The following is a 20,016-nucleotide window of genomic DNA, read 5'->3' as shown; positions in this document are numbered from 1 at the left end:
CTTCACTCCTGAATGGCGGAGATCACTGCGGGGGATTCGGCGACCCAACCGAAGATGCCGCCCTGTGCGGCGATCATCTGGAGGCCGACCTGCTGGAACTCCGGGAAGTAGGAACCGACGCAGTCGGCCAGGACCAGGCACTCGTAACCCCGGTCGTTCGCTTCCCGGACAGTGGTGTGCACGCAGACCTCGGTCGTCACGCCGGTGACGATGAGGCTGGTGACGCCCGATTTTTCGAGAATTTCCGACAAATCGGTCGCATAAAAGGCGCCCTTTCCCGGCTTGTCGATCACGACCTCGTCACCGACGGGCTGGAGCTCGTCGATGATGTCGTGGCCGTATTCGCCCTGGATGAGGATCCGGCCGAAGGCGCCGGGATCGCCGATGCGCTGGCTGGGCGCGCCGCGGTTGAGTTTCGCCGGGGGACAGTCGGACAAATCCGGCTTGTGTCCCTCGCGGGTGTGGATGATCGGCAGGCCTTGTGAGCGCCATGCCGCGATGAGCGCCGCCAGCGGCTCGATGGTCCGGCGCAGCTGGGACACGTCGTTGCCGAGGGACTCTCCGAAGCCGCCGGGCATCAGGAAGTCCCGCTGCATATCGATCACAATTAGTGCGGTTTTATCTAAATCGAACGTGAAATTTCCGGGTTTGGCGTCGACGCTGGGCATCAGGCCTCCGTTGTTGTCGCCGCGATCACGTCGTCCGAAGTGGCGACGCAGCCGAAGACACCGCCCTGCATGGTGACCATGTGCAGCGCGGCGGTGTGATTGGACGGATCCGTGGCGCCGGTGCAGTCGCTGAGGATCAAGCACTCGTAACCACGGTCGTTCGCCTCGCGCATGGTGGTGTGCACGCAGACATCAGTGGTGATGCCGGTGAGGATCAAATGCGAGATCCCATGCGTACGCAGAACGAGGTCGAGGTTGGTGGCGTAGAACGCGCCCTTCCCCGGCTTGTCGATCACGACCTCGCCCGGCGCCGGAGCGACCTCGGGCACGATCTCCCAGCCCGGCTCGCCCTTGATCAGGATCCGTCCGCACGGGCCCGGATCGCCGATCCCCGCTCCGATCCGAGCCGACCGCCACTTCTTGTTGGCCGGCAGGTCGGAGAGGTCCGCGTCGTGACCCTCCCGGGTATGGATCACGAGCATCCCCAGCTCGCGGACGTGCGAGAGGAGTTTCGCGGTGTTCGGCAGGCCGGCCCGGGTCAGCTCGATGTCGTAACCCATCGCGTCGACATATCCACCGGGCCCGCAGAAGTCGGTCTGCCAGTCGATGCAGAGCAGCGCGGTCCGCTCCACCGGGACCGAGCCGTCGTAGGGCCAGGTGTACGGGTTGGCCTCGACCGGGCCGATGCGTGCGGTCATGAGTGAGATCCCTTCAGGCGGTGGTTCCGCCAGCCGCCGCTGGCGGTGATGTCCGGTGCGCCGTTCGCGGCGTACGCCTCGCAGAGGAAGCCGGTGACCTGGGCGCCGTCCTCCAGCTCGAGCCGGCCCAGGGCCAGCGGCGCCGGAATGCCGGCGAGGAAGCCGCCGACCTTCGAGGCCGGCAGCTGCCAGAGCTCGACCTCGATCGAGGCGCCCCCTTTGTCGCGGACCAGACCCGGAGCGCCGCTCGGCAGCTGATAGAGGCGATAGCAGGGCGCGGTGCGCGTCGTCCGCAGCAGCCGTCCGCCACGGTCGAGGAGTTCGTCGTTGCGTGGTTCGCCACGGAGATGCAGCCCGACGACGGCGAGCGTCATCACGTCCTCCCGCGGAAGACTCAGGGCCAGCTCCATCAGGGTGTCGTCACTGAACGCCGGTCCGAACAGCGTGATCGACGCGGGCCGGCCGTCCTCGGTGAACCCGTTCGGCACGGTCACCGCGGCCAGATCCAGCAGGTTCGCGAACTGGGTGTACCGCCCGAGCGTCAGGTTGTGCCCGATCGGGTCCTCGGCGATCTCGTCGTGCGTGAACGTGGTCCCGATCGTCGGCAGCACCAGCACGTCGATGTGTTCCCACATCCGGTCGGCGGCCGCCCGCAGTTCCTGAAGCCGGTGCTGTGCCCGGAACGCATCAGCGGCGGTGTACCCCAGCCCGGTTTTGAGGACCTCCCGGGTGATCGGCAGGAACGCATCCGGGTTGCTCGCGAGGAAATCGCCGAGGTCAGCCAGCCGCTCCGCCACCCACGGGCCGCGGTAGAGCAGGTCACCGGCCTCCAGCAGAGGGCTGATGTCCACCGTGGTGTCACCGGCGAACCGCGCGAACGCCTTCTCCTGCCCGGCGTCCGCCTCGATGCTCTCCGGAACGCCGATCCGAGGCCGGCCTCGTTTTCCTTGCCGGCGCCCTTCCCTCGACCAGGGATCGTCTCGCTCCGGCCCGCGCGCCACCCGCATCACCCGCCGCGCCGTCGACAGGTCCCGCGCGAAGATCGAGACGCAGTCCAGCGAGCGGCAGGCCGGCACCACACCGAGCGTGCTGAGCAGGCCACGGGTGGGTTTGATGCCGTAGATCCCGTTGAGCGCCGCGGGCACCCGGCCGGAGCCCGCCGTGTCGGTACCGAGCGCGAAGTCCACTGATCCGTTCGCGACAGCGACCGCCGATCCGGAGCTCGACCCACCGGAGATCAACCCGCCGCCGAAGACGCTTTCCGGCGATCCGTAGGGCGATCTCGCGCCGGTCAGGCCGGTCGCGAACTGGTCCAGATTGGTCTTCCCGACCGCGATCGCTCCGGCGTTCTCCAGGCGCGTGACCACCGCGGCGCTGCGTTCCGGCTGGTAGGCGAAGTCCGGACAGGCCGCGGTGGTCGGCAGCCCGGCAACGTCGATGTTGTCCTTGACCGCGAACGTCAGCCCCGCAAGAGGAAGTCCCGGATCCACTCCGGCGGCCCGCTTCCGCAGCTCGCCATCGTCGAACCGGCTGATCCAAACACCCGACCCATCAACACTCACATCGTCGATTGTCGACAGTTTCGTTTCAGGAAAAGCGCACGGCCGGTTACGCGCCGATTTCCCGGAGCGATCTTTCTTCGGTACGCCTTTTCGGCGTGACCCAAGCGCATCAACGTGCGCACCGCACTACACCGCGACCTGATCGCCTGGTCCAGGCCGCTGCGCGCCCATCGCTACCGGTGCCGGGTCAAGCTACCTGCCGGCGGCATCACTTCCACGGTCGTGGTGGCAGCGGATCACTTCGTTGACCGCGCACCGCAGGCGGCCTCCCGGAAGCTCGTGTGTTCGCGCGGACGGCTCCTGTCCAGGCTGTGTTCAGGGCGCCCTCTCGTCGTGCGCTCATCGCCCCGTATGCGGCATCGCGCGTGCGCCGACGCACAGCTGGCCCGCAGTGCGCCGCCACAAGGCTGGCCCGCCGTGCGCCGCCACAACTGTCGGCTCGTGCTCGTGGTCGCTTTCGGGCGCATTTCACGACCACAGGCACAAGCCGGTCGTTGTCGGCTTGTGCCCGTGGTCGCGCATGAGCCCTTGTCGCGACCACGAGCGCAAGCCAGTGCTCGTCGCGGCGGCGGGGTCGCACACAAGAGCGGTTCAGAGAGGCCGAGCGCCTACGGAAGAGCCGTCGAGCGTTGATGAACGCGCACACAACCCGTCTGTGTGCTCCTGACTCGCGGGGCGAGGCACGATGGGCCCGAAAAGGCGCTGCTCTCAGCTCAGGTAGGTGCGAGCTCCATGAGCGCCCAGAACCGCGAGGATCTCGGAGTGGTCGTCGGACTCGATGGCCGCGAAGAGGCGTTCGTGGCGCACCACGCCGTCCGCCGGTGCCGCCGTCTCGGCCTCACGGCGCATGTTGACGGCCATGTACAGCTGGATGCGTACCAAAATCGACTCGTACAAACCGGTGAGCTGGCGGTTACCGCTCAGGGCGACCACCTCGGCGTGGAAACGGCGGTGCGCGTTCGCCAGCTCCAGGCGGTCGTCGGCCTCGGTGGCCTTGCGGATCGTGTCGAGCGCGACGCGGAGCCGGGCCAGGTCCGGCGCCGGTGGCATCGTCGAGACGGCGTGGCGTTCCAGCACGTCACGGACCTCGTAGAGCTCCCGCACGTCGGAGTCGGAGAGGGTGGCGACCCGAGCGCCGCGGCGGGGGATGTGCTCGACCAGGCCCTGCTCGGCCAGCAGGCGCATCGCCTCACGAAGAGGGGCGCGGCTGATACCGAGGCGGCGGGTCAGCTGTTCTTCGACCAGGCGTTCACCAGGATCGGTGCGCCCGCTCAGGATGTCTCGCCGCAGTCGATCGACGGCAAGCTCGACGAGACTGTACGTCTCCAACTCCCCGTCACTCACGCGGCCAGTGTGCCAGTCCCGGTGGGAGGCGCCTCAGATGCCTTCCGATTTGTGGAGCCAGTCCGCCTTGCGGGTCTCGGTCGGGCGGTCGCCGGCGTTGCTGGTGCGCCGGTCGCGAAGGAAGACGAACACTCCCAGACCGACCAGAGCGATCGCGGCGAGAATGAAGAAGGTGGTCATGCGCCGACGGTAACCGGCCTGGACAAGGCCGGTCACCGCAGGCTCGTTCGTCAGGAAGCCAGGATCGTGCCGGTCTCCAGCAGCGACTTGAGGTCGCTGAGGACCCAGGCCCATCCGCCGCCACCCTCGGCGCCGGCCTCCGGGTTGCCCTTGATCATCGTGCCGGTCGAGGGCGCGCCGGTGACGTCGTGCGTGATGGTGACCCGGCAGACGCCGGGGCCGGAGTCCTCGATGTCATAGGTGAGCGTGGTGAACGGCTCGCTCGCGGTGCTCGGGTCCATCAGCATCCGCCAGGTCTGCACCAGGCGCCGGGGCGGATCCACTTCGAGGACCTCGCCTTCCAGGATGGTGTCGGCCATCGGGAAATTGTTGGCGGCCGCGTAGTCCTTCATCTCCTGGCTGGCGGTCGAGTAGAACTTGCCGCCCTTCTTCAGCTCGTAGAACTGGGGCGCCGCGTACCCGTAGCGCGCGTTCCACTCCGGGTCGGTGACAGCGGTCCAGATCTTCTCCGGGGTCGCCTTGATCCAGATGCGGAAAACCTGGGTCGTGCTCATGGCTCTTCCTCCAGTTGTCGCTTGAGATCGATCAGTGCGGTGACCTGGTGCTCGGTGAACTTGTCGATCCACCTGTCGTGGATCTGCCGGATCGGCACGGGGTTGAGGAAATGCAACTTCTCCCGGCCGGACCGGCGCACGACGACGAGACCCGCCTCCTCCAGCACCTTGAGGTGCTTGGCGACGCCGAACCGCGTCATCTCCAACTCGGACTCCAGCTCGGACTGCGTGCGGCCGTCACGCGTGAAGAGGAGATCGAGCAGAAAGCGACGGCTCGGGTCGGCCAGAGCCTTGAACACCCGATCGTCGTCCGTCATGACGCAAAGTTATGTGACCATTTGGTCACCTGTCAAGCCGGTCATCGTTCGGGTGAGGTGTCAATCGAGTGCGAGGCCATCTCAACTATCGGCTACCGGACAAGTGCGATGAGTGATCGAGCCTTTCAGGTCTCGCGGAGGCGCAGTGCGTCCGAAATGATTCTGGGGCGCTGCTTGCCCACTCGAATCCGGAGTAACGCACATGCCCAAAGAGCTCGGTACAGCTGCCCGTCAGGCCTTGGTCGCGCTGATGGTGCACGTGAAAGTGGCGTCGAATCCTGAATTGCGAAGCCGGTACCGGTTCACGATCACGCGGGAGGCCCGGGAAGAGCTGGAGAAGGCCGGGCTCATCACCGTCCGTAAGGGTTTGCGGAACGCCAACTTCCACGAACTGACAGACGAGGGCTGGGCTGTCGCGGAACGCGAGTTGACCTCGCCGCCGCCGGCTGGGCTCACCGCGCCTTGGCTGCTGCACTACGCCACACTCCGGCACATCGCACGGCTGTCAGCGCGTGCCGGTTACCGGCTCGCCGACGTGTACGCCGGACCGGACGGTGTCGAAGAGCGGATACGGGAGGCGTACTCGGGTCTCGCAAAACAGGGCGGCGACTTGGTCAGCCTCGCCGCGCTGCGCGCGAAGCTCACCGACGTCCCGCGAGCGGAACTGGATCGGATCCTGCACGAGATGGACAGGCGGCGCGAGATTCACCTTGACCCGGATCCGAACCGCAAGGCTCTGACCGACCGGGCGAAGGAAGCCGCGATCGCCATCGGCGGGGAGGACAAGCACCTGATTTCCATAGGTCGGCCGTGATTGACGCGGAGGCGCGCCGAGCTCTCACCGAGCTGCGTCGCCTTGACTGGGCACCCACCCAGGAGGACGTCTGGACACCGCTGGACATCCACCTTGACGCGCTGAACGGTGATGCCGGAGCAGCGGTGCTCCGGGCGTTCGGTGAGGCCGCGAAAAGCCGCGGACGCAGCCCTCTCGGCCTGGTCGTGGAAGGCCAACAGGGCGCCGGCAAGACGCATCTGCTTCGCTGGGCACGGGAACAGGTGCAGCTCAACCGGGGGTACTTCTTTCTGCTCGGCATCTCTGACGGCCGGATGTTCTGGCCGAACCTCGTACAGACCCTGCTGCGAGGGCTGCGGCGTTCCGGGTCGTACCGGCGGAGTCAACTCGCCGTGTTGCTCGACCGGCTGTGCGAGCACGCCAATGTGCCGACCGTTCTGCGTCAGCAGGTACGCGGCGGCCAGGTGCTCGCCCGAGAACCCCTCGACGCCTTCGTGGATGCCTTCCGCCGTGCGGAACCCGACGTCGGGCGGGAGTGCCGGAACGCCCTTCGCGCGCTGGCCATGCTCGGTTCAGCGGACCATGCCACCACCGACCTTGCCGAGGCGTGGCTCACCGGAGCCGATGAAGAGGATGCCGCCGATCGCGTTCGATGGGGCCTGCCGGCCGACAACGAATCAGCGGAGTCGGTCGCCGTGCAGATCTCCCGCTTGCTGGCCTGCACCGGGCCGGCGCTGCTCGCCGTCGACCAGATCGACACGATCTTCGCCCAGGCCCGCACGTCCGTGATCGACGACGTGTCCGGTCAGGTCTCGGCCACGATCGAGCCGCTCGCGCTTGCCGAGAATCTCGGGCACGGGCTGATGGACCTGCGGGAGAAACTCCTCCGCACGGTGACCGTCGTAGCGTGCCTCCCGACGTCCTGGGCACTGATCAGGGATCAGACCTCGGCCCCGGTGCCGCAACGTTTCCGGCAGGAGACCCGGCTCAGCCGGCTGCCGTCGGCGGACGTCGGCGCAGCTCTGGTCGCGGCTCGGTTCGGGCCCTTCTTCGAAGCTGCCGGTTTTGATCCTCCGTACCCCACCTGGCCGCTATTATCCGAGGCTTTCGTCGCAGCGCCCGATTTCACGCCGAGATCACTGCTTCAACGGGCTGACGAGCACGTACGTGTCTGCCTCGATCGCGACGAGGTGATCCCTCTTGCTGACCTGCGTGAGCCGGTGCCCATCGGTCCGGAAACACCACCACCCTCGCCGGAGCAGGCCACCGAATTCACCAGCAGGTTCGAACAGCTTCGCGCCGAGGCCACCATCGAGCAGGCGCTCTCGCCTGCGACCGAAGACCGCGAGATGTCCCGCCTGCTGGGTGCGGGGCTTCGGGCGTTGGCGATCGAGCGAGGTGATCCCGCCGACCGCTACCGGGTCCTCGTCGGCGAGGGCGGAAACCCCTCAATGCATGCCTGGTTCTCCGAGATCCTGGACGACGACACCGAGGACGAAGCGCATTGGTACTTCAGAGCGGTTTCGCACACTCATGCGCGGGCGGTACAGGCACGTCTTGAGCGATTGCGTTCACTGGCTCAACCGACGCCGGGCATCTCTAAACGCCGGGCGATCCTGCTGCGTCAGCCGGAATGGCCGAACGGTCCGGTCAGCCAGCGGGTAAAGCGCGAGTTCCTAAATGCGGGAGGGGTGATGACCAAAGTATCGGCCGACGATCTGCGCACCTACGCCGCTCTCGACGTGCTGTTGAGGGAGCAGGATCCGGCGCTTCCCGGATGGTTGACCACTGCCCATCCGGCTGGGCGGAGCAGCCTTTTCCGAGAGGTATTCGGCTCGGCGGGCACTGATCAGACTCCCGGTTCGGCGACAGGCATCGGCCCGAAGCCGATGCCGGCGGTTGGCCGCGCCCCAGTGGAGGTGGTCGCCTCCGCCGACCACCTGGTGCTCGGAACGGTGGCCGAGAACGGCCGCATCGTGCCGCTGCCATTAGCGGCGTTGCGGAAGCACACGGCGATCTTCGCCGGTTCCGGTTCCGGTAAGACCGTGCTGATCCGGCGGCTCATCGAGCAGTGCGCGTTGCGCGGCATTTCGACGATTGTGCTGGATCCGAACAATGACCTTGCCCGTCTCGGCGACTCCTGGCCGGAACCGCCGGCGTCGTGGCTCCCGGGTGACGCCGAGGACGCAGACAGGTACCTAGCCGGTACGGACGTAGTCGTCTGGACGCCACGCCGCGAATCGGGACGCCCGCTGAGCCTGCAACCACTGCCGGACTTCGGCGCGGTGCTCAGCGAACCAGACGAGTTCGCCCTCGCTCTGGACAGCTCGGTGGCCGCACTGGCGCCGCGCGCCCGGATGGACGCCGGCACGGCGAAAGCGGATCGGGGCCGCGCCGTGCTCCGGGTCGCGCTTGAACACTTCGCTCGGGGCGGGGGACAGGCTCTACCGGACTTCATCGATCTGCTTGCCAACCTACCCGACGAAGCCGCAGCGCTCGGCCGTGCACGGGATCTAGCCGCGGACATGGCGGAAACGCTTCGCGCGGCGATGATCAACGATCCGCTCTTCGGCGGGGTGGGTACCCCTCTGGACCCCGGCGAGTTGCTGCGCCCGGAGCCGGGGCGAAGGGCGCGAGTCTCGGTGATCAGCCTGATCGGGCTGCCGAACCTCGAGCAGCGGCGAAGCTTCGTCAACCAATTGCAGATGGCCCTCTTCGCTTGGATTAAGCGGAATCCAGCGGGTGATCGGCCGCTGGGCGGCCTCTTCGTCATGGACGAAGCCCAGAACTTCGCACCCTCCGGGCAGGCGACCGTCTGTACCGAGAGCACCCTCGCGCTGGCCAGCCAAGCCCGCAAATACGGCCTAGGCCTGGTCTTCGCCACGCAGGCGCCGAAAGGCATCCACAACAGGATCGTCGGCAATGCCGCGACCCAGTTCTACGGGTTTCTCAACAGCCCGACACAGATCGCCGCGGCGAAAGAGGTGGCACAGGCCAAAGGCAGCGCGGTTCTCGAGATCTCTCGGCTCAAGGCCGGCCAGTTCTACGCGGTCTCCGAGGGGATGTCGTTCCGCCGCCTGGACACGCCGATGTGCCTGTCCCATCACCCGGAGAGCGCGCTGACTGAGGACGAGGTCTTACTCCGCGCCAAGGGCTGACATTACAAGGAGCAGTGGATGGACATCGTCATCGAGAGCCTGGTGAAGCGGTTCCAGGCGGACCAGGACCTCGACTCGCTGCCGCCCGATGAAGCGTTCGAAGCGTTCGCCGGCTTCTGCGTACTGAGTTCGTACTATGAAAGCGACTTCGCCCCTGACCTGCATCGGATGGGTGGCGGCAACGACCTGGGCATCGACGCTTTCGGCATCATGGTGAACGGCGAGCTGATGTATGACGAGGCTGACGTCCGGCTCGCGACCGAGCAGGCCAAGCAATTGGACGTACGGATCATCGTTGTCCAGGCCAAGACCAGCCCGCGGTTCGAAGCCAAAGTCATCTCGGATCTGGCCGACAACCTCGTGCACCTGACAGCGAAATCGGACCTGCCCTATCCCGCCTCGCCCGACATCGACAACATCCGAGGCTGCCTGGAAGCCGTCTACGCGAACATCGCGAAGTTCGCCGGCGGGCGGCCCCGGCTGCACGTGCGGTACGCGACGACCGGCAATCAAGTAGCACTGCTGATGTTCCGGAAGGGCACCTCGGCCGAGAAGTCGCTGATGCGGTCTGGCCGGTTCGACTCGGTTGACGTGCGATGTGTGACACGTGACGAGCTATGCGATCTCTACAAGCGTGCCACTCAGGCGGTCGACGCGACGTTCGAGATGCCGAAGAAGCTCTCGCTACCCAGGATGCCCGGTGTCGAGCAGTCACTCTTCGGCCTGTTGCCGGCCGGGGAACTTGTCACCAAGGTGCTCACCGATCCGACTGGTCACATCAGGAAAGCGCTGTTCCACGAGAACGTCCGCGACTTCCAGGGATACAACGGCGTGAACGCGCAGATCCGGGACACCATCCGGAACGAGTCCGGTCATCGCCGGTTCGCCGTGTTGAACAACGGGGTCACCATCGTCACCCGCAGCCTCAGCGTTGTCGGAGACGAGGTGCACATCCGGGACTTCCAGGTGGTGAACGGCTGCCAGACCTGCCACGTCCTGTTCGACGAACGCGAAAGGCTCTCACCGGACGTCCAGGTCAGCGTGCGGATCGTGCACAGCGAGGAGGAGCAGGTCATCGCCGGCATCATCGCCGCGACGAACCGGCAGACAGCGGTCAGCGAGGAGGACCTGTCGGTCCGGGAGGACTTCCACATCCGACTCGAGGACTGGTTCTCCGCCCAGCCCCAGCCGCACCGACTTTGGTACGAACGGCGCTCCAAGCAGTACGCGACCCGGCAGGACGTGGAGAAGACCAGGGTTGTGAACCGTGCCCAGCTCACCAGGGCGTATGCCGCGATGTTCCTCGGCGATCCGTCAGCGACCGCTCGATACCGGCAGTTGACGCTGCGGCGTCGGGACGAGCTGTTCCAGGAGGAGCATCTTCCGGATCCGTACTACGCCGCGGCGGCGGGACACTACCGGATCGAGTGGCTCCTCCGGACTCGCCGGATCAGAGCAGCCTTCCGGCCGGCCCGCTATCACATCCTGGCGGCGCTGAGATGGCGGATCCTCGGTCCGGATCGACTACCTGCCAACCCCCGGATTGCGAAGGCGCAGTGTCAGAAGTTGGCGGATCTGCTCTGGAACCCGGGAGCCGCAGAACAGACGGTGCTCAGCCTGTTACCGGACTTCGATCGAATCATCGAGGCGGAGAAGGCGACCGGCGTGCCGGTCGGCGAAATGGTGCGGACCAGGCGGTTCGCGGACTCGGTGCGCGCCGCAGTACTGGGCAACTCCGGCCCGGCGTCGGTGAGGTATTGATCCAGGAAGTTAGCTGCGTCCGTGGTCAACCGCACCGCGTCCTGGTAGCGCCCCGTCGACAGGAGCGCGTGACTGACGGATCGGAATAGCGAGCCGGTGATGGCCGGATCCCCGACCGGTCGCACGGCAGACAGGCCGCGATCGGCCGCGATCCACGCGAGATCCGGCTCACCCAGCTTCGTGAGCTGGGTAGCGGCCAGCTGATAGGTCAGTCCGAGGAGACCCCGGGCTTCGTCCTGGTCTCGGCCGTCGAGGACGTCTGCGGCTGCCTGCGCCCGACGAAGGAGCCCGGGAAGTTGGCCGGTGACGTACCCGAATCGGGATGCCTGGTATGCCGCCCAGAGCTTGCCGGCTTCCGTTTTCAACCCGTCCAGGCTCGGAGGCTCCGCTTCCTGGTTCCGGGTGCCGAGTGAGGTGAGCGCTTGGTACTCCATGAGCGCGGTTCGCAGAGCCGGCACGGTCTCCATGCCGCTGTCCGCGTTCCAATCGACCAGCGATGGCTCCGCGAGGAGGTCGCCGAGCGAGACGTCCAAGACGTCGGCGAGCGACTTGATGACCGACAGACGGTCCAGTTCGATCCGGTTGTTCTCGATCTTCCCGAGCCAGTCCGCGGTGCGCCCGATGAGGCCGGCCAGTACCTCCTGAGACAAGCCGCGCCTGCGTCGGTACCAAGCGACTCGCTCGCCGATTGTCAGATTCATGGTCATGCCGCGCATGTGCTGACCCTCCCCGTTTGGAGATCGGCGACCCCGGAATGATTTTCCGGGTTCTGGGGCGGTTTCGGCCACAGCCTGTCTCCATGACTGTTTCCGCCGCTGCTGCCTCCTCCTGGCGCTCATGCGCTGGGGCGGGTCGGAAGTACACGACCCGCCGAACCGTGCTGCGTATGGTGGCCCAGTCGCGCCGTGATTCCTGGCTGATGGAACGCCGTTCCTGCGCGGACTACCGGGGACACCGGCGAGTCGGTGGCGACGCTCTCATGATCCGGCACCGAGGCAGGTGTTGGCAGTGATGCCCGCTGGCCCCGGTGCCGCCTAAACCAAAATGTCTGTGATTCCGCGCCCGGGTGAAGTGCTGATCGTTGACCGTCAGGCATCAGTGCAATTCGCAGACCTACGTCAACTGGTGTTCCGGGTGATCTCGGTGAGCCGCAGGCCGACCTATGAGGGGTGGGCCTGGATCCACGGATACGTCCTGGACAGCTCAGGCGCCGCGACTGAGCGCCGGGAGATCTTCGTCCGCTGTGATGGGCCACGTCTGTTCGAGCCAAGAGCCGGCTGCCGGAGCATGAGGGATATCAAGTGAGCGTTTTCCTGTCGGCCGTTTTGTTTCAAGAACGGTTGGACCTCGCTCAAACCAACTTGACCGCCAAGTGGCCCTGAACGCGGACGGGCGCACCTTGCTGAGCGTGATGCCGGGGAGCCGGCACGCGATCGAGGATTTTTTTTACTCCCTGTCCTGCTCGGCGGGGTTCCCTACAGGCTCTTGTGTCCTTGCTCCGCGTAGACAGCGGCCCGAATGCCCTCGAACAACCAGCCTGCTGCACCCGGCACCTTGATCGCCTCGATCGAGTGGGGGCCGACGCGCACGATTGGCTCGTTATAAGTGCCCTCAAGTCGAAGCGCGTATCGAGCGGCAAGTTCAGCCGTGGTGAGACTCGGTGTCGCTGCTTGCAGCTTCTTCTGTTCGGTGCCGACTCCGATGGCGTACTCGTCCAGGTGCTCGATGACATCACGAGCCTCCTTTAGCCCCGGCAAAGCCGCATCGAACTTAGACAGCGCATCCGCGAGGTGCTGCTGTGCCTCGGGCTTCGTGAGTGACTTGCCAGCCAACTCAGCGGCCCGCCGGACGTTACGTAGGGCGACCAGGAGGAGAAGGGCGTCCGGCAGACCGAAGCCGTCACCGAGTAGGCGAGCAGCCGGAACCTCGCAGGCCTTTGCCCAGAGCCAGGCGTGACCAAGGGCAAGGCTGTACGGGGGCTGCAAGCTCGGGATCGTTGTCACGACGCTCAGGGTCCGCCTGACGTTCCAGGTGCGCCACTCCATTCCGGATGGATAGAGCGGCCAGCAGCGTGCATCCTGACTTGCCTATTGGTGATCGCGTCATCCGAAATTCGGACATCGGTGATTGCTTGGCGTCGCTGGACCGATGGCTCGGTCCGGCCATCCGATGTTCCTGCGGGTCTGCGCGGAGTGCCTGTCTTTTGACAGCTCAACTCGCTGTTGCTCGAGCCCGTTCAACTGGCTGCTCGCGGCTGACTCGGCCGTGGCATCCCCGTCTGTCGAAGTTCGTCCCGGCCCGTCCAGCCGGAGCCGACAGCGCAACCGTCTCCGATCAAGACGCTCGAACCGGCGAGCTGATGCACCGGATGGGCGGGCCGCGCTGATTTATCAGCGCGCATCCAGCGACCGGGGCTAGGGGATCGCCGACAGCATGGCAAGAGGATCACCAGGTGCCCTCGGCCCGATGGAGGCGCGGACGCCCGGAGGGCCAACTAGCAGCGCTATCGGCACGCAAGATCCACCAAGGGGTGAAACACGTCGGCCCTGGTCCGGAGATATCTCCGCTGACCAGGGCCGATGTAACCGAGCGGGCGACGAGAATCGAACTCGCGTAGTCAGTTTGGAAGACTGAAGCTCTACCATTGAGCTACGCCCGCATGACCCTGGTTTCACCCGGGGGCACAGGCACACTCTACTGAATCATCTGCCGTCCGCGCGAACCGGATTCCCCAGCAGGTGACTCCAGCGCACACGTGGGCAAGCCGACCGCATACACTGGCCGACGCCACGGGGTGTGGCGCAGCTTGGTAGCGCACTCGCTTTGGGAGCGAGGGGCCGTGGGTTCAAATCCCGCCACCCCGACTGAAATCAACTGTCCGCAGCAACAAGGAGTACGCCTGTGAAGAGCACCGTCGAGACTCTGAGCCCGACTCGGGTGAAGCTCGCCATCGAGGTGCCGTTCGACGAGCTCAAGCCGAGCCTGCAGAAGGCGTACCGGGAGATCGGCGCGCAGGTCCAGGTTCCGGGCTTCCGTCGCGGCAAGATCCCCGCAGCGGTGATCGACCAGCGAGTCGGCCGTGGTGCGGTCCTCAACGAGGCCGTGCAGGAGGCGATCCCGCAGCAGATCCTCGCCGCGGTGCAGGAGCATGACGTCAAGACGCTCGGCCGTCCCGAGGTGGAGATCACCGAGTTCGCCGACAACGCGCCGCTGAAGTTCACGGCCGAGGTCGACGTCCGCCCGGAGATCACCGTCCCGGACCTCTCCACGATCGCCGTGACGGTTCCCGCCGTCGAAATCGGCGACAACGAGATCGACGAGCAGATCAACGGCCTGCGTGAGCGCTTCGCCACCCTGAAGACCGTCGAACGGCCCGCCGCCGAGGGCGACTACGTGCAGCTCGACCTCAACGCCACCGTCGACGGCGAGGAGGTGCCGGGCGGCTCTGCCACCAACATCTCCCACGAGGTCGGCAGCAAGCAGCTGCTGCCGGGTCTGGACGAGGTGCTCGTCGGCCTCTCCGGTGGCGAGGAGGCCGCCTTCACCACGCAGCTGGTGGGCGGTGACTTCGCCGGGCAGGACGCCGAGGTGAAGGTCGTCGTGCGGACCGTCAAGGACAAGCAGCTTCCCGAGATCGACGACGAGTTCGCCCAGCTGGCGAGCGAGTTCGACACCCTCGAGGAGCTCAAGGGCGACCTGCGCGAGCGTCTCACCAAGGTGAAGAAGGTCGAGCAGATCTACGCGGCCCGTGACGAGGCTCTCAAGCAGCTCGTCGAGGCGGCGAACATCCCGGCTCCCGAGGGCGTCGTCAAGGACGAGGTCGAGGGCCGCAAGCAGGCCATGACCGACCAGCTCGAGCGGATCGGCGCGACGCTCACGGACTACCTCGCCTCCGAGGAGAAGACCGAGGAGCAGATCGACCAGGAGCTGACCGAGGCCGCCGAGGAAGGCGTCCGGATCCAGCTGCTGCTCGACACCGTCGCCGACGCCGAGGACGTCCAGGTCTCCGACGACGAGTTCGGTCACGAGATCGTGCACCGGGCGCAGCGCGCCCAGATGCAGCCGCAGCAGTACTACGACCAGCTGGTGCGCTCCGGCGCTGCGGCCTCCGTCTTCGGCGACGTGCGCCGGGGCAAGGCGCTGGCGTCGGTCATGGAGCAGGTCTCGATGTCCGACAGCGAGGGCAACGTCCTCTCGCTCGACGACCTGCGTGCCGCGGGCGAGGACGAGCACGCCGGGCACAACCACTGATAACACCGTTCAGCCGGCCACCGTGCAGCGCTCGCGCTGCACGGTGGCCGCTGCCGTTTCATGGGTACGCCCAGAGGCGGGTGCGCTGTCAGCGAACACCCGCCTGAGCGGGAAGCTGATGCGCATCCGACCAGTTAGGTTGGTCGTACGACGGACAACCTGCCGGCCGGATCTCTCGGCCGACACAGTCAGCTGTGAAGGGCTGCCATGACCGATCTCCACATCCCCGCCACCCCCATGGCGCGGCGGGGCGAAGCACTCAGTGGCAACCTCGACGATTCGGTCTTCAACCGCCTGCTGCGTGAGCGCATCATCTTTCTCGGCAGCGAGGTGACCGATGCGGTCGCCAACCGCATCTGCGCGCAGCTGCTGCTGCTCTCCGCCGAGGACCCCGAGGCTGACATCCACCTCTGGATCAACTCACCCGGTGGCTCGGTCTACTCGGGCATGGCGATCTACGACACGATGCAGTTCATCGACAACGACGTGTCGACCGTCGGCATGGGCATGGCGGCCTCGATGGGACAGTTCCTGCTCTGCGCCGGGACCGCGGGCAAGCGTTACGCCCTGCCGCACGCGCGCATCATGATGCACCAGCCGTCCGGCGGGATGGGCGGCACGGCCGCCGACATCGCCATCCAGGCCGAGCAGATGCTTTACACCAAGCGGATGTTCCAGGAGCGCATCGCGTTTCACACGGGACAGACCCAGGAGCAGATCGCTGCCGACTTCGACCGTGACCGCTGGTTCACGGCGCAGGAGGCGAAGGACTATGGCTTCATCGACAAGGTGATCACCGGGGCCACTCAGGTCCCGGACGGTGCCGGAACGCTGAACTGAGGAGCTGAACCATGACCGACCTTTCTATGCCTCCCGGCTTCGCTCCGGTGCACAACCGCTACGTGCTGCCCTCGTTCTCCGAGCGCACCTCGTGGGGGATCAAGGAGTCGAACCCCTACAACAAGATGTTCGAGGACCGGATCATCTTCCTCGGCGTCCAGGTGGACGACGCGTCGGCCAACGACGTGATGGCCCAGCTGCTGACGCTGGAGAGCACCGACCCGGACCGCGACATCCTGATGTACATCAACTCGCCCGGTGGCTCGTTCACCGCGATGACGGCCATCTACGACACCATGCAGTACGTCCGGCCGGACATCAGCACGGTCTGCCTCGGCCAGGCGGCCAGCGCCGCGGCCGTCCTGCTCGCCGGCGGCACGCCGGGCAAGCGGATGGCGCTTCCGCACTCGCGGATCATCATCCACCAGCCGGCCACCGAGGGTGGTTACGGCCAGGGGTCGGACATCGAGATCCAGGCCCGCGAGATCATGCGGATGCGGACCCAGCTGGAGGAGATGCTTTCGCACCACTCCAACCAGCCGCTCGACAAGGTCAAGAAGGACATCGACCGCGACAAGATCATGACGGCGGCCGAGGCCAAGGAGTACGGCCTGGTCGACGTGGTCCTCGCGACGCGTAAGAAGAGCCTGCAGGGCGTCGGCGCCGGCAACTAGTGCGCCGCGTGAGGGGCCGGCTGGTGGTGGTTAGACTGGCCGACCCCTGACACGCCCGTTTTGGGGGGTCGGAGAACAGCTCCACAGCGGGTAACGTCGAGTCTGCATCCTCAGTTACGCGGGTCGGCGGACGATGAGATGGCAACGAGGCATTCCGTCCTCGTAAACGGACCGGTCGGCGATCGGCCATTGAACGCAGGGAGAACGTAGGTGGCACGGATCGGCGACGGTGGCGACCTACTCAAGTGCTCCTTCTGTGGGAAGTCGCAGAAGCAGGTCAAGAAACTCATCGCAGGCCCTGGGGTCTACATCTGCGACGAGTGCATCGACCTCTGCAACGAGATCATCGAAGAGGAGCTGGCCGAGACCGGCGAGGTGAAGTGGGAAGAGCTTCCCAAGCCGATGGAGATCTGCCAGTTCCTGGACAACTATGTTGTCGGCCAGGAGCAGGCAAAGAAGGCGCTCTCCGTCGCGGTCTACAACCACTACAAGCGCATTCAGGCCGAGTCGAACGGTGCGCCCGGTGGGGGCAGTGACGTCGAGGTTGCCAAGTCCAACATCATGCTCATCGGTCCCACCGGCTGCGGTAAGACACACCTGGCCCAGACGCTGGCGCGGATGCTCAACGTGCCGTTCGCCATTGCGGACGCCACAGCGCTGACCGAGGCCGGTTACGTCGGCGAGGATGTCGAGAACATCCTGCTCAAGCTGATCCAAGCGGCTGACTACGACGTCAAGCGCGCTGAGCAGGGCATCATCTACATCGACGAGGTCGACAAGATCGCTCGCAAGAGTGAGAACCCGTCGATCACGCGGGACGTCTCCGGCGAGGGCGTCCAGCAGGCCCTGCTGAAAATACTCGAGGGCACGGTTGCGAACGTTCCGCCGCAGGGCGGCCGCAAGCACCCGCACCAGGAGTTCATCCAGATCGACACGACGAACGTGCTGTTCATCGTGGGCGGTGCTTTCGCCGGCCTCGACCGGATAATCGAACAGCGCGTCGGCCAGAGCGGCGTCGGTTTCGGCGCTCGCCTGCGGTCGATCTCGGAGCGGAACACCGACGACATCTTCAGCAGAGTGATGCCGGAGGACATGCTGAAATTCGGGCTCATCCCCGAGTTCATCGGTCGTCTCCCGGTCATCACGACGGTGCGCAACCTCGACCGTGAGGCTCTCATCAAGATCCTCACCGAGCCGCGCAACGCCTACGTGAAGCAGTACCAGCGTCTCTTCGAGCTCGACGGTGTCGAGCTGGAGTTCGACGAGGGTGCACTCGAGGCGATCGCCGACCAGGCCATGCTCCGTGGCACCGGCGCCCGTGGTCTCCGCGCGATCATGGAAGAGGTCCTCCTCTCCGTGATGTACGAGGTGCCCAGCAACCCCGATGCGGCCCGCGTGGTGATCAACCGCGAGGTGGTCCTGGAGAACGTGAACCCCACGATCGTCCCGCGCGAATTCGTCGGCCGGCGACGCCGGCCGGACCGCGAGGAAAAGTCCGCCTGAGTTCTCTACGCCGCCGCCCGATCTCCGGGCGGCGGCTTTTTGCTGCTCTCTTTCACCGGCCGGGGTCGTACGCTTCGACTTATGCGCGTCGCTGTCTGCCAGCTGAACTCACGCGAAGAGCGTGCCCAGAACCTCACTGTCGCCCGGGACCTGCTTGAGCGAGCCGCCGCGGGCGGCGCCGAGCTCGCGATCCTCCCGGAGTACGTGGACTTCCTGGGGAAGGGGTCCGACACGCCCGAGCCGGAACCGGTCGACGGTGAATTCGGCACGTTCTTCGCGACGGCCGCCCGCGAGCTCGGGATCTGGGTTCACGCCGGCTCGTTCCACGAGACCGGGCCCGATCAAAACCGGACCTACAACACCACGTTGCTCTTCGCGCCGGACGGCACGCTCACTGCCACCTACCGCAAGATCCATCTGTACGACGTGGAGATCGCGGGTCGTGTCTCCTACCAGGAGTCACGAACCGTGGCGCCGGGGGAGGAGACCGTGGTCGCCGCGGTGGCGGGTGTCCCGGTCGGTCTCAGCATCTGTTACGACCTGCGATTCCCGGAGCTGTACCGGCAGCTCGCCATCGCCGGCGCGAAAGTCTTGGTGGTCCCGGCCGCCTTCATGCTGCACACCGGGCGTGACCACTGGGAGGTCCTGCTGCGCGCCCGCGCGATCGAGAACCAGTGTTACGTCCTGGCCGCCGGCCAGATCGGCGACCACGAGCCAGGACGGACCTGTTTCGGTCGCAGCATGATCATCGACCCGTGGGGGACGGTGCTCGCCCAGGCGCCGGACGCGGTGGGCGTTGCGATCGCGGATCTGGACCTGGAGAGGCTGGAAACGATCCGTGCCGAGCTCCCGAGCCTGGCTAATCGCCGGCTTTGAGGCCCAGGTCACAAACTCTGTACGAGGTAGCTGACGACGGCGAGTCCGACCACCGCGCTGCCGACCAAAAGAAGAGCCCCACCCATCCGGGAGGGGCCTCGCAAGAACATGCGATGGACCGAGACAACCACCGTGACCAGCACAAGTAAGCCGATCACGATCTGCCAGAGCGGCACGATGAGGCCGAGAAACGCGTCGACCGCCAGCGTCCCGGAAGCGTCCATGACGCCACTCTGTCACGGTTTCGATTCGCCGTGTGTCGCCGCGCCGCCCGGACGGACCATGAACGTCGATTTGCAGTCAGCTACCCAAGTCCCGTAACTTCTTCTCTGCAAGCGGGAAACCGGTACGGAGCGGCACGAAAGTGACAATCCGGAAGGTGCCTCGGGAGCAGTCGAGAGCGAGCTAAGCTTGACCTCGACAGCCGGGTGGTGCGGCGAGTTCCAAGAAATTGGATTTGCGGCCGCGACGCTGACCGGCTAGAGTGGTTCAGCCAGCAGGAAACGGGCGAGATGAAAATCCGGCCGTCTGCTAGAGCCACATGACCTGGGCGATGCCGAGAGGCGAAAACCGACCAGGTAATCTTGAACGGTTGCCTCGATTGCGAGCCTCTTAGCTGAGGTTCACTTCGATGTGCGGTTGTTCTTTGAGAACTCAACAGGGTGCTTGATAAGCCAGTGCCATTTATGGCATTACCCCGGCCTATCTCTTTGGGGATGGGTAGGGAAATTCCTTTGGCAACTTTTTGTTGCCGGGACGCTTTTCCAAAGATTTTGTTGGAGAGTTTGATCCTGGCTCAGGACGAACGCTGGCGGCGTGCTTAACACATGCAAGTCG

The 20,016-nt window shown here is 65.8% G+C and carries 17 protein-coding genes, 2 tRNA genes, 1 rRNA gene and 1 pseudogene; 10 read left to right on the top strand and 11 right to left on the bottom strand.

The window, feature by feature from the left end; genetic code table 11:
• Positions 1-2: 2 nt before the first annotated feature.
• From B0I29_RS07015 to B0I29_RS06985, 7 genes are all read right to left on the bottom strand, one after another.
• The gene (locus B0I29_RS07015; RefSeq protein ID WP_111648077.1) at positions 3-668 is read right to left on the bottom strand and encodes a cysteine hydrolase family protein; all 666 of its coding nucleotides are present in this window, start codon (positions 666-668) and stop codon (positions 3-5) included.
• Positions 668-1,366 carry a biuret amidohydrolase gene (biuH, locus tag B0I29_RS07010; protein WP_111648076.1) on the bottom strand — a complete coding sequence of 233 codons (699 nt, stop codon included), beginning with the start codon at positions 1,364-1,366 and terminating at the stop codon, positions 668-670. The genes B0I29_RS07015 and biuH overlap by 1 nt, the downstream gene beginning before the upstream one ends.
• Positions 1,363-2,928 (bottom strand): allophanate hydrolase, encoded by a 1,566-nt coding sequence (locus B0I29_RS07005; RefSeq protein ID WP_245972313.1) that lies wholly within the window; start codon positions 2,926-2,928, stop codon positions 1,363-1,365. Before B0I29_RS07005 ends, biuH begins: the two co-directional genes overlap by 4 nt.
• Positions 2,929-3,636: 708 nt before the next feature.
• Positions 3,637-4,272, bottom strand: a complete 636-nt coding sequence (locus tag B0I29_RS07000; protein ID WP_111648074.1) for a GntR family transcriptional regulator — start codon at positions 4,270-4,272, stop codon at positions 3,637-3,639.
• Between the two features lie 33 nt (positions 4,273-4,305).
• Positions 4,306-4,452 carry a hypothetical protein gene (locus B0I29_RS45635; protein WP_181557724.1) on the bottom strand — a complete coding sequence of 49 codons (147 nt, stop codon included), beginning with the start codon at positions 4,450-4,452 and terminating at the stop codon, positions 4,306-4,308.
• Between the two features lie 50 nt (positions 4,453-4,502).
• On the bottom strand, positions 4,503-5,006 hold the full coding sequence (locus B0I29_RS06990) for an SRPBCC domain-containing protein (RefSeq protein WP_111648072.1): 504 nt from the start codon (positions 5,004-5,006) through the stop codon (positions 4,503-4,505).
• Entirely contained in the window at positions 5,003-5,323 is a 321-nt protein-coding gene (locus tag B0I29_RS06985; protein ID WP_111648071.1) for an ArsR/SmtB family transcription factor, read from the bottom strand. The genes B0I29_RS06990 and B0I29_RS06985 overlap by 4 nt, the downstream gene beginning before the upstream one ends.
• Positions 5,324-5,606: 283 nt before the next feature.
• Between B0I29_RS06985 and B0I29_RS06980 the strand changes: the two genes are divergently transcribed.
• From B0I29_RS06980 to B0I29_RS46560, 3 genes are all read left to right on the top strand, one after another.
• The gene (locus B0I29_RS06980; protein WP_111648070.1) at positions 5,607-6,137 is read left to right on the top strand and encodes a hypothetical protein; all 531 of its coding nucleotides are present in this window, start codon (positions 5,607-5,609) and stop codon (positions 6,135-6,137) included.
• Between the two features lie 371 nt (positions 6,138-6,508).
• On the top strand, positions 6,509-9,274 hold the full coding sequence (locus tag B0I29_RS06975; protein ID WP_245972312.1) for an ATP-binding protein: 2,766 nt from the start codon (positions 6,509-6,511) through the stop codon (positions 9,272-9,274).
• An 18-nt stretch (positions 9,275-9,292) separates the two neighbouring features.
• Entirely contained in the window at positions 9,293-11,035 is a 1,743-nt protein-coding gene (locus tag B0I29_RS46560; RefSeq protein ID WP_111648069.1) for an AIPR family protein, read from the top strand.
• Positions 11,036-11,550: 515 nt separating this feature from the next.
• Here the strand turns inward: B0I29_RS46560 and B0I29_RS46555 are convergent.
• From B0I29_RS46555 to B0I29_RS06950, 3 genes and pseudogenes are all read right to left on the bottom strand, one after another.
• Positions 11,551-11,736, bottom strand: a pseudogene (locus B0I29_RS46555) (helix-turn-helix domain-containing protein); the annotation flags it as partial.
• 774 nt (positions 11,737-12,510) lie between these two features.
• On the bottom strand, positions 12,511-13,038 hold the full coding sequence (locus B0I29_RS06955) for a hypothetical protein (RefSeq protein ID WP_146616732.1): 528 nt from the start codon (positions 13,036-13,038) through the stop codon (positions 12,511-12,513).
• 585 nt (positions 13,039-13,623) lie between these two features.
• A tRNA-Gly gene (locus B0I29_RS06950) sits at positions 13,624-13,694 on the bottom strand.
• A 131-nt stretch (positions 13,695-13,825) separates the two neighbouring features.
• On the opposite strand from B0I29_RS06950, the gene B0I29_RS06945 reads away from it, so the two are divergent.
• The 6 genes from B0I29_RS06945 (at position 13,826) to B0I29_RS06920 (ending at position 19,179) form a co-directional block, all read left to right on the top strand.
• A tRNA-Pro gene (locus tag B0I29_RS06945) sits at positions 13,826-13,899 on the top strand.
• A gap of 37 nt (positions 13,900-13,936) precedes the next feature.
• On the top strand, positions 13,937-15,286 hold the full coding sequence (gene tig / locus B0I29_RS06940) for a trigger factor (protein ID WP_111648065.1): 1,350 nt from the start codon (positions 13,937-13,939) through the stop codon (positions 15,284-15,286).
• Between the two features lie 207 nt (positions 15,287-15,493).
• Positions 15,494-16,126: a ClpP family protease gene (locus B0I29_RS06935; protein WP_111648064.1), complete on the top strand. Its 633-nt coding sequence runs from the start codon at positions 15,494-15,496 to the stop codon at positions 16,124-16,126.
• Between the two features lie 11 nt (positions 16,127-16,137).
• Positions 16,138-16,800: an ATP-dependent Clp protease proteolytic subunit gene (locus B0I29_RS06930; RefSeq protein ID WP_111648063.1), complete on the top strand. Its 663-nt coding sequence runs from the start codon at positions 16,138-16,140 to the stop codon at positions 16,798-16,800.
• 210 nt (positions 16,801-17,010) lie between these two features.
• Positions 17,011-18,303, top strand: a complete 1,293-nt coding sequence (clpX, locus tag B0I29_RS06925) for an ATP-dependent Clp protease ATP-binding subunit ClpX (protein ID WP_111648062.1) — start codon at positions 17,011-17,013, stop codon at positions 18,301-18,303.
• Between the two features lie 81 nt (positions 18,304-18,384).
• Complete coding sequence (locus tag B0I29_RS06920; RefSeq protein WP_111648061.1) at positions 18,385-19,179, top strand: carbon-nitrogen hydrolase family protein; 795 nt, start codon at positions 18,385-18,387, stop codon at positions 19,177-19,179.
• An 8-nt stretch (positions 19,180-19,187) separates the two neighbouring features.
• Here B0I29_RS06920 and B0I29_RS06915 read toward each other — a convergent pair whose 3' ends face one another.
• Entirely contained in the window at positions 19,188-19,403 is a 216-nt protein-coding gene (locus tag B0I29_RS06915; protein ID WP_111648060.1) for a hypothetical protein, read from the bottom strand.
• A 549-nt stretch (positions 19,404-19,952) separates the two neighbouring features.
• Between B0I29_RS06915 and B0I29_RS06910 the strand changes: the two genes are divergently transcribed.
• Positions 19,953-20,016 (top strand): 16S ribosomal RNA (locus B0I29_RS06910); the annotation flags it as partial.

This window comes from Actinoplanes lutulentus (assembly GCF_003259845.1).
Lineage (GTDB): Bacteria > Actinomycetota > Actinomycetes > Mycobacteriales > Micromonosporaceae > Actinoplanes > Actinoplanes lutulentus.
Note: the sequence above shows the minus strand (reverse complement) of the source record. Positions and strands in the feature narration are given on the sequence as shown.

Bases quoted from the DNA above. Each gene is read 5' to 3' on its own strand.
- B0I29_RS06935 (WP_111648064.1), top strand. From the start codon at position 15,494: ATGACCGATCTCCACATCCCCGCCACCCCCATGGCGCGGCGGGGCGAA.
- B0I29_RS06915 (WP_111648060.1), bottom strand. From the start codon at position 19,403: ATGGACGCTTCCGGGACGCTGGCGGTCGACGCGTTTCTCGGCCTCATC.
- B0I29_RS06930 (WP_111648063.1), top strand. From the start codon at position 16,138: ATGACCGACCTTTCTATGCCTCCCGGCTTCGCTCCGGTGCACAACCGC.
- B0I29_RS46560 (WP_111648069.1), top strand. From the start codon at position 9,293: ATGGACATCGTCATCGAGAGCCTGGTGAAGCGGTTCCAGGCGGACCAG.
- B0I29_RS07015 (WP_111648077.1), bottom strand. From the start codon at position 668: ATGCCCAGCGTCGACGCCAAACCCGGAAATTTCACGTTCGATTTAGAT.
- B0I29_RS06920 (WP_111648061.1), top strand. From the start codon at position 18,385: ATGCGCGTCGCTGTCTGCCAGCTGAACTCACGCGAAGAGCGTGCCCAG.
- B0I29_RS06990 (WP_111648072.1), bottom strand. From the start codon at position 5,006: ATGAGCACGACCCAGGTTTTCCGCATCTGGATCAAGGCGACCCCGGAG.
- B0I29_RS45635 (WP_181557724.1), bottom strand. From the start codon at position 4,452: ATGACCACCTTCTTCATTCTCGCCGCGATCGCTCTGGTCGGTCTGGGA.
- B0I29_RS06985 (WP_111648071.1), bottom strand. From the start codon at position 5,323: ATGACGGACGACGATCGGGTGTTCAAGGCTCTGGCCGACCCGAGCCGT.
- biuH (WP_111648076.1), bottom strand. From the start codon at position 1,366: ATGACCGCACGCATCGGCCCGGTCGAGGCCAACCCGTACACCTGGCCC.